We start from the raw sequence: 7,103 nt of genomic DNA, 5'->3' as shown, positions 1-7,103 counted from the left end.
CGGGTGGGATGACGTGTTGAAGTGGGTGCGGGCCGTCAACCCGGACGCGCCGGCGGGGGTCACCCCCCCCCCGCGGGGGTTGGGGGGGGGGGGGGGGGGGGGGGGCCCCCCAGGGTCGGGAAGGGAAGGGGCGGCGGGGGCGAGAAAACTAGGCGCGGGGCGCGCAGCCCAGGACGTGGGCCTTGACGAGCTCGGGGATGCGCGGGTCACGGCGACGGAACGCCGCGACCAGTTCCTCGTGTTCCTCCGCGTACGACTGCTGCACCGTCCCCAGCCACCGTATCGACAGCGCCGTGAACACCTCGATGCCCAGCCCCTCCCACGTGTGCAGCAGCACCGAGTTGCCGGCCGCCCGCACCAGCTCCCGGTGGAAGCCCACCGTGTGCCGCACCTGGGCCGTCCCGTCGGCCACCCGGTCGGCCTCGTAGAGCGCGGCGACGTGCGGTTCCAGGACGGAGCAGTCCTCCGCGAGCCGATCCGCCGCCAGCTCCGCCGCGATGGCCTCCAGGCCCGCCCGGACCGGGTAGCTCTCTTCCAGGTCGGCGGCGGTCAGGTTGCGCACGCGCACGCCCTTGTTGGGCGCCGACTCGATCAGCCGGAGCGACTCCAGTTCGCGCAGTGCCTCCCGCACCGGGGTCTGGCTGACCTCCAGCTCCGTGGCGATCCGCCGCTCCACGATCCGCTCGCCCGGCTGCCAGCGTCCGCTGATGATCCCTTCCAGGATGTGCTCGCGGATCTGTTCCCGCAGCGAGTGGACGACGGGCGCGGTCATGAGAGCTCCTTCGGAAGGGTCCCCTTCGGACCCCGGGGGCGTTGACGCTTAGACAATACGGCCGTCGCGGCGCGCGGGAAGGGCGCACGGGGGCGCTTTTACGCAGGTGAGACGAGACTTACACAGCGTGCCGCCGTCGCAACGCGACGGTGCCCCCGCCCGGGAAGCTCCGGGCGGGGGCACCGTACGGGCCCACTGGCAGGGGAATTACAGGCCGAGCTCGACCTCGAACTCGCCCGCCTCCAGGATCGCCTTGACCGCGGTCAGGTACCGGGCGGCGTCGGCGCCGTCCACCAGGCGGTGGTCGTAGGACAGGGTCAGGTACGTCATGTCGCGGACGCCGATGACCGTGCCCTCCTCCGTCTCGATGACGGCCGGACGCTTGACCGTGGCACCGAGGCCGAGGATGGCGACCTGGCCCGGCGGCACGATGATCGTGTCGAACAGCGCGCCGCGCGAGCCGGTGTTGCTGATGGTGAAGGTCCCGCCGGACAGCTCGTCCGGAGTGATCTTGTTGGCGCGGACCTTGCCCGCCAGCTCGGCCGTGGCCTTGGCGATGCCGGCGATGTTGAGGTCACCGGCGTTCTTGATGACCGGGGTCATCAGGCCCTTCTCGGAGTCCACCGCGATACCGATGTGCTCGGTGTCGAAGTAGGTGATGGTCCCCTCAGCCTCGTTGATCTTGGCGTTGATGGCCGGGTGGGCCTTCAGCGCCTGGGCGGCGGCCTTGACGAAGAACGGCATCGGGGAGAGCTTGACGCCCTCACGGGCCGCGAACGCGTCCTTGGCCCGGGCGCGCAGCTTCATCAGGCGGGTGACGTCGACCTCGACGACCGACGACAGCTGGGCCTGCTCGCGCAGCGCCTTGACCATGTTGTCGCCGATGACCTTGCGGATGCGCGGCATCTTGACGGTCTGGCCGCGCAGCGGGGAGGCCTCCAGGGCGGGGGCCTTCTTCGCGGCGGGCGCGGCCGGGGCGGCGGCCGGAGCCGGCGCGGCGGCCTTCGCGGCCTCGGCGGCGGCGGTGACGTCCTGCTTGCGGATGCGGCCGCCGACGCCGGTGCCCTTGACGGTGGACAGGTCGACGCCGTTCTCGGCGGCGAGCTTGCGCACCAGCGGGGTGACGTAGGCGCCGTCGTCCACCGGCTGCGCGGCGGCCGGAGCGGCCGGAGCGGCAGCCGGAGCCGGGGCGGGCGCCGGGGCGGCCTGCTGCGGGGCGGGGGCCGGGGGCGCCTGCGGGGCCGGAGCCGCCGGGGCGGCCGGAGCCGGGGCCGGGGCGGCCTGCTGCGGAGCCGGGGCCTGGGCGGGCTCGGGCTGCGCGGGGGCGGCCGGGGCGGCCGGAGCCGGGGCGGCACCCGCCTCGCCGATGACGGCCAGCTTGGCGCCGACCTCGGCGGTCTCGTCCTCGCCGACCACGATCTCCAGCAGGGTGCCGGAGGCGGGGGCCGGGATCTCGGTGTCGACCTTGTCGGTGGACACCTCGAGCAGCGGCTCGTCGGCCTCGACGCTGTCGCCGACCGACTTCAGCCAGCGGGTCACGGTGCCCTCGGTGACGGACTCACCGAGCGCCGGCAGGACCACGTCGGTGCCCTCGGCGGAGCCGCCGGCGGCGGCCTCGGCGGTGGGAGCGGGCGCCGGGGCGGCCTGCTCGGTGGACGGGGCGGCCGCGGCCGGCTCGGGGGCCGGCTCGGCGACCTGCTCGGCCTGCGGGGCGGCCTCGGCGGCCGGGGCACCGGTGCCGTCGTCGATCAGGGCCAGCTCGGCGCCGACCTCGACCGTCTCGTCCTCGGCGACCTTGATGGAGGACAGCACGCCGGAGGCGGGGGCCGGGATCTCGGTGTCGACCTTGTCGGTCGAGACCTCGAGCAGCGGCTCGTCGGCCTCGACGCGCTCACCCTCGGCCTTGAGCCAGCGGGTGACGGTGCCCTCGGTGACGCTCTCGCCGAGCGCCGGAAGGGTTACGGAAACCGCCATGGTTTCGGTTGCTCCTTACGAAATTGCGGAAGTCTGTGTCGTCGCGCCCAGTGACCGAGGGAAGGTCAGTCGTGGGAGTGCAGCGGCTTGCCGGCCAGCGCCAGGTGGGCCTCGCCGAGCGCCTCGTTCTGCGTCGGGTGGGCGTGGATGAGCTGGGCCACCTCGGCGGGCAGCGCCTCCCAGTTGTAGATCAGCTGGGCCTCGCCGACCTGCTCGCCCATGCGGTCGCCGACCATGTGGACGCCGACCACGGCACCGTCCTTGACCTGGACGAGCTTGATCTCGCCGGTGGTCTTGAGGATCTTGCTCTTGCCGTTGCCGGCTAGGTTGTACTTCAGGGCGACGACCTTGTCCGCGCCGTAGATCTCCTTGGCCTTGGCCTCGGTGATGCCGACGGAGGCGACCTCCGGGTGGCAGTACGTCACCCGGGGCACGCCGTCGTAGTCGACCGGGACGGTCTTCAGACCGGCCAGCCGCTCCGCCACCAGGATGCCCTCGGCGAAGCCGACGTGCGCGAGCTGGAGCGTCGGGACCAGGTCGCCGACGGCGGAGATGGTCGGGACGTTCGTGCGCATGTACTCGTCGACCAGGACGTAGCCGCGGTCCATGGCGACCCCGGCCTCCTCGTAGCCCAGGCCCTGCGAGACCGGGCCGCGGCCGATGGCGACGAGCAGGACCTCGGCCTCGAACTCCTTGCCGTCGGCGAGGGTGACCTTGACACCGTCCTGGGTGTACTCGGCCTTGTCGAAGAAGGTGCCCAGGTTGAACTTGATGCCCCGCTTGCGGAAGGCGCGCTCCAGCAGCTTGGAGCTGTTCTCGTCCTCGACCGGCACGAGGTGCTTGAGGCCCTCGATGATCGTGACGTCGGTGCCGAAGGACTTCCACGCGGAGGCGAACTCGACGCCGATGACGCCGCCGCCCAGGATGATCGCGGACTTCGGCACGCGGTCCAGGACGAGGGCGTGGTCGGAGGAGATGATCCGGTTGCCGTCGATGTCCAGGCCCGGCAGCGACTTCGGCACGGAGCCGGTCGCCAGCAGGACGTGGCGGCCCTGGATGCGCTGACCGCCCACGTCCACCGAGGTCGGGGAGGACAGGCGGCCCTCACCCTCGATGTAGGTCACCTTGCGCGAGGCGATCAGGCCCTGCAGGCCCTTGTACAGGCCCGAGATCACGTCGTCCTTGTACTTCTGGACGGCCGGTACGTCGATGCCCTCGAAGGTGGCCTTCACACCGAACTGCTCGCTCTCGCGGGCCTGGTCGGCGATCTCACCCGCGTGCAGCAGGGCCTTGGTGGGGATGCAACCCTTGTGCAGGCAGGTGCCGCCGACCTTGTCCTTCTCGATCAGGGCGACGTCCAGACCCAGCTGCGCCCCGCGCAGGGCCGCGGCGTAACCACCGCTACCACCGCCGAGGATCACTAGGTCGAAAACGGTGCTGGCGTCGTTCGCCACGTCACGTCCTCCATGCATGTGCGCCACCGGTCGTCGGTGACCGGCTGGCGGCTGGTGTCCGGCCGCTCGTTCTTCGGCCCTTGGTTGGGGCCCTGTCCTGCCGAGCCCCATCTTCGCACTTGTGAGAGCCGAACGAGACGCGGGGCCGGGGTGTGAGACACCCCACGTTCCCTTGGAAGGGCGCGACAGCACACGTCCACCCGGCGCCGACGCCAGGGGGTCACGCCCCCGGGGGCGCGGGGAACCGCGCGACGAGCCACGACGGACCCGCAGCCGCACGACCACCCACGCCCCCCGAGCTCACAGGCGCCGTCAGCCCAGCTCGCCCGCGGCGGTGAGCTCCGCGACCCGCACCAGCGTCCGCACCGCCGTGCCCGTGCCGCCCTTCGGCGTGTACCCGAACGGCCCGCCCTCGTTGTAGGCCGGACCCGCGATGTCCAGGTGGGCCCAGGTGATGCCCTCGCCGACGAACTCGCGCAGGAACAGGCCGGCCACCAGCCCGCCGCCCATCCGCTCACCCATGTTGGCGATGTCGGCGGTCGCGGAGTCCATGCCCTTGCGCAGGTGCTCCGGCAGCGGCATCGGCCACGCCGGCTCGCCGACCTCCTCCGCCGCCTCGTGCACCGCGGCACGGAACGCGTCGTCGTTCGCCATGACGCCGTACGTACGGCTGCCCAGCGCCAGCATCATCGCGCCGGTCAGCGTCGCCACGTCGATGATCGCGTCCGGGTTCTCCTGCGAGGCCGCCCACAGGGCGTCGGCGAGGACGAGACGGCCCTCGGCGTCGGTGTTGAGGACCTCCACCGTCTTGCCGCTGTACATGCGCAGCACGTCGCCCGGGCGGGTGGCGGAACCGGACGGCATGTTCTCGGCCAGCGCCAGCCAGCCGGTGACGTTGACCTCGAGGCCGAGGCGGGCGGCGGCGACGACCGCGGCGAACACGGCGGCGGCACCGGCCATGTCGCACTTCATCGTCTCGTTGTGCCCGGCCGGCTTCAGCGAGATGCCGCCCGAGTCGTAGGTGATGCCCTTGCCGACGAAGGCGAGCGACTTCGTCGCCTTGGACGAGGTGTACGACAGCTTCACCAGCCGCGGCCCCGACGCCGAACCGGCGCCGACACCGAGGATGCCGCCGTAGCCGCCCTTGGTGAGCGCCTTCTCGTCGAGCACCTGCACCTTGATGCCGTGCTCCTTGGCGGCCGCCTGCGCGATCGCGGCGAACGCCTCCGGGTTCAGGTCGTTCGGCGGGGTGTTGACCAGGTCGCGGGCGCGGTTCAGCTCCTCGGCGACGGCCGCGGCCCGCTCGATCGCGGCCTTGTACGCCTTGTCGCGCGGCTTGCCGCCGAGCAGCGCGGCCTCGGCGAGCGGCGCCTTGCCGTTCTTCGCCTTCGCGGTGCCCTGCGCCTGACGGCCGTTCTCCTTGTACGCGTCGAAGGAGTACGCGCCGAGCAGCACGCCCTCACCGACGACGCCGGCGTCGGCGGCCTCCGTCAGCGGCAGCGCGAACACGGCCTTCCTGGCGCCGGCGAGCGCGCGGGCGGCGACACCGGCGGCCCGGCGCAGCGCCTCCGCGTCGAACGCGGTGTCCTTCTCGGGCTCCGCGCCCAGGCCGACGGCCACCACGACGGGGGCCTTGAAGCCGGACGGCGCGGGCAGCTTCGTCACCTCGCCCTCGGCGCCGGAGGCACCGAGGGTCTCCAGCACGTCGGCGAGCCTGCCGTCGTACGCCTTGTCCACGGCCTCGGCGCCCGGTGCGACGACGGGGCCGCGTGCGCCCTTGGCGACACCGATCACGATCGCGTCGGCCCGCAGGCCGGGCACCGCTGCGGTGGAGAGAGTGAGAGCAGTCACGGTGGTGAATTCTCGCTTCCGTATGAAGTCCTGTAGGGCCGAATGCGGGTGGGTCGACCGGGCCCGACAACCGACCCTAGATCCCTCCTGCGGTGTGGTATCCACCTGGGCAGGCGAACACCCGGCACGAGCCTACGCTCGCGCCCCGGACCGCTCGCTGCCGCGCCCCGCGTTTCCCGCGCCGCCGCGGGCGTACGGGATCATCCCGGGGGTACGCCGCCCCCGCACCCCCCGGAGCACGCCCCATGAGACGCCCCGCCCTGGTGACCGCCCTGCTCCTGCTGGTCGCGGGATGCTCGACCTCGTCCCCCGACGACGACGGGCGGAGCGACGCCGGCCCCTGGCGGCCGCGCCCAGGCACCGCCTGGCAGTGGCAGCTCAGCGGCAGGCTCGACACCACCGTCGACGTGCCGGTCCACGACATCGACGGCTTCGACCACCCCGCGGCCACCGTGGCCGCCCTGCACGACGACGGCCGCAAGGTCATCTGCTACGTGTCCACCGGTGCCTGGGAGGACTTCCGCCCCGACGCTGCCGCGTTCCCCCGGTCGGTGCTGGGCGAGGGCAACGGCTGGGAGGGCGAACGCCGGCTGGACATCCGGGCGACGGACGTCCTGGAGCCGCTGATGGCCGAGCGCCTCGACATGTGCCGCGACAAGGGCTTCGACACCGTGGAGCCGGACAACCCGGATAACCCGGACAACATGGACGGGTACCGGAACGAGACCGGCTTCCCGCTCACCGCCGGCGACCAGTTCCGCTGGAACCGGCTGATCGCGAGGCTCGCCCACGACCGGGGCATGGCCGTCGGCCTCAAGAACGACCTCGACCAGATCCCGGAGCTGGTCGGCGACTTCGACTTCGCGGTCGACGAGCAGTGCGCGCAGTACGGCGGGTGCGCACGCAACAAGCCGTTCGTCGACGCGGACAAGGCGGTCTTCCACGTCGAGTACGAGCTGCCGGCCGACCGCTTCTGCGCCGAGTCCCGCGCGCTGGGGCTGAGTTCGATGCGGAAGACGTACGAACTCGGGGCGTGGCGCGAGGCCTGCTGA

5 protein-coding genes are annotated in these 7,103 nt (G+C 72.4%); 1 reads left to right on the top strand and 4 read right to left on the bottom strand.

The genetic code is table 11. The annotated features are described in order from the left end of the window. Nucleotides 1–148 precede the first annotated feature (148 nt). The 4 genes from ACGF3H_RS02040 to ACGF3H_RS02025 all read right to left on the bottom strand — a co-directional run bounded on the left by ACGF3H_RS02040 (nt 149) and on the right by ACGF3H_RS02025 (nt 6,051). Nucleotides 149–772 (bottom strand): GntR family transcriptional regulator, encoded by a 624-nt coding sequence (locus ACGF3H_RS02040; RefSeq protein ID WP_362500463.1) that lies wholly within the window; start codon nt 770–772, stop codon nt 149–151. A 207-nt stretch (nt 773–979) separates the two neighbouring features. Continuing rightward, a complete protein-coding gene (gene sucB, locus ACGF3H_RS02035; protein ID WP_362500464.1) occupies nt 980–2,746 on the bottom strand; it encodes a 2-oxoglutarate dehydrogenase, E2 component, dihydrolipoamide succinyltransferase in 1,767 nt (588 codons plus the stop codon). A 65-nt stretch (nt 2,747–2,811) separates the two neighbouring features. After that, nucleotides 2,812–4,200, bottom strand: a complete 1,389-nt coding sequence (lpdA, locus tag ACGF3H_RS02030; protein ID WP_362500465.1) for a dihydrolipoyl dehydrogenase — start codon at nt 4,198–4,200, stop codon at nt 2,812–2,814. Between the two features lie 312 nt (nt 4,201–4,512). Further along, nucleotides 4,513–6,051 carry a leucyl aminopeptidase gene (locus tag ACGF3H_RS02025; RefSeq protein WP_362500466.1) on the bottom strand — a complete coding sequence of 513 codons (1,539 nt, stop codon included), beginning with the start codon at nt 6,049–6,051 and terminating at the stop codon, nt 4,513–4,515. A 245-nt stretch (nt 6,052–6,296) separates the two neighbouring features. On the opposite strand from ACGF3H_RS02025, the gene ACGF3H_RS02020 reads away from it, so the two are divergent. Continuing rightward, entirely contained in the window at nt 6,297–7,103 is an 807-nt protein-coding gene (locus tag ACGF3H_RS02020) for an endo alpha-1,4 polygalactosaminidase (protein WP_362500467.1), read from the top strand.

It is taken from the genome of Streptomyces sp. NPDC048185, assembly GCF_043202495.1.
GTDB lineage: Bacteria > Actinomycetota > Actinomycetes > Streptomycetales > Streptomycetaceae > Streptomyces.
This window is presented reverse-complemented; position numbering and strand designations above follow the sequence as displayed.

Excerpts from the sequence above, each read along its gene's own strand:
- ACGF3H_RS02020 (WP_362500467.1), top strand. The coding sequence starts at position 6,297 with ATGAGACGCCCCGCCCTGGTGACCGCCCTGCTCCTGCTGGTCGCGGGA.
- sucB (WP_362500464.1), bottom strand. The coding sequence starts at position 2,746 with ATGGCGGTTTCCGTAACCCTTCCGGCGCTCGGCGAGAGCGTCACCGAG.
- ACGF3H_RS02040 (WP_362500463.1), bottom strand. The coding sequence starts at position 772 with ATGACCGCGCCCGTCGTCCACTCGCTGCGGGAACAGATCCGCGAGCAC.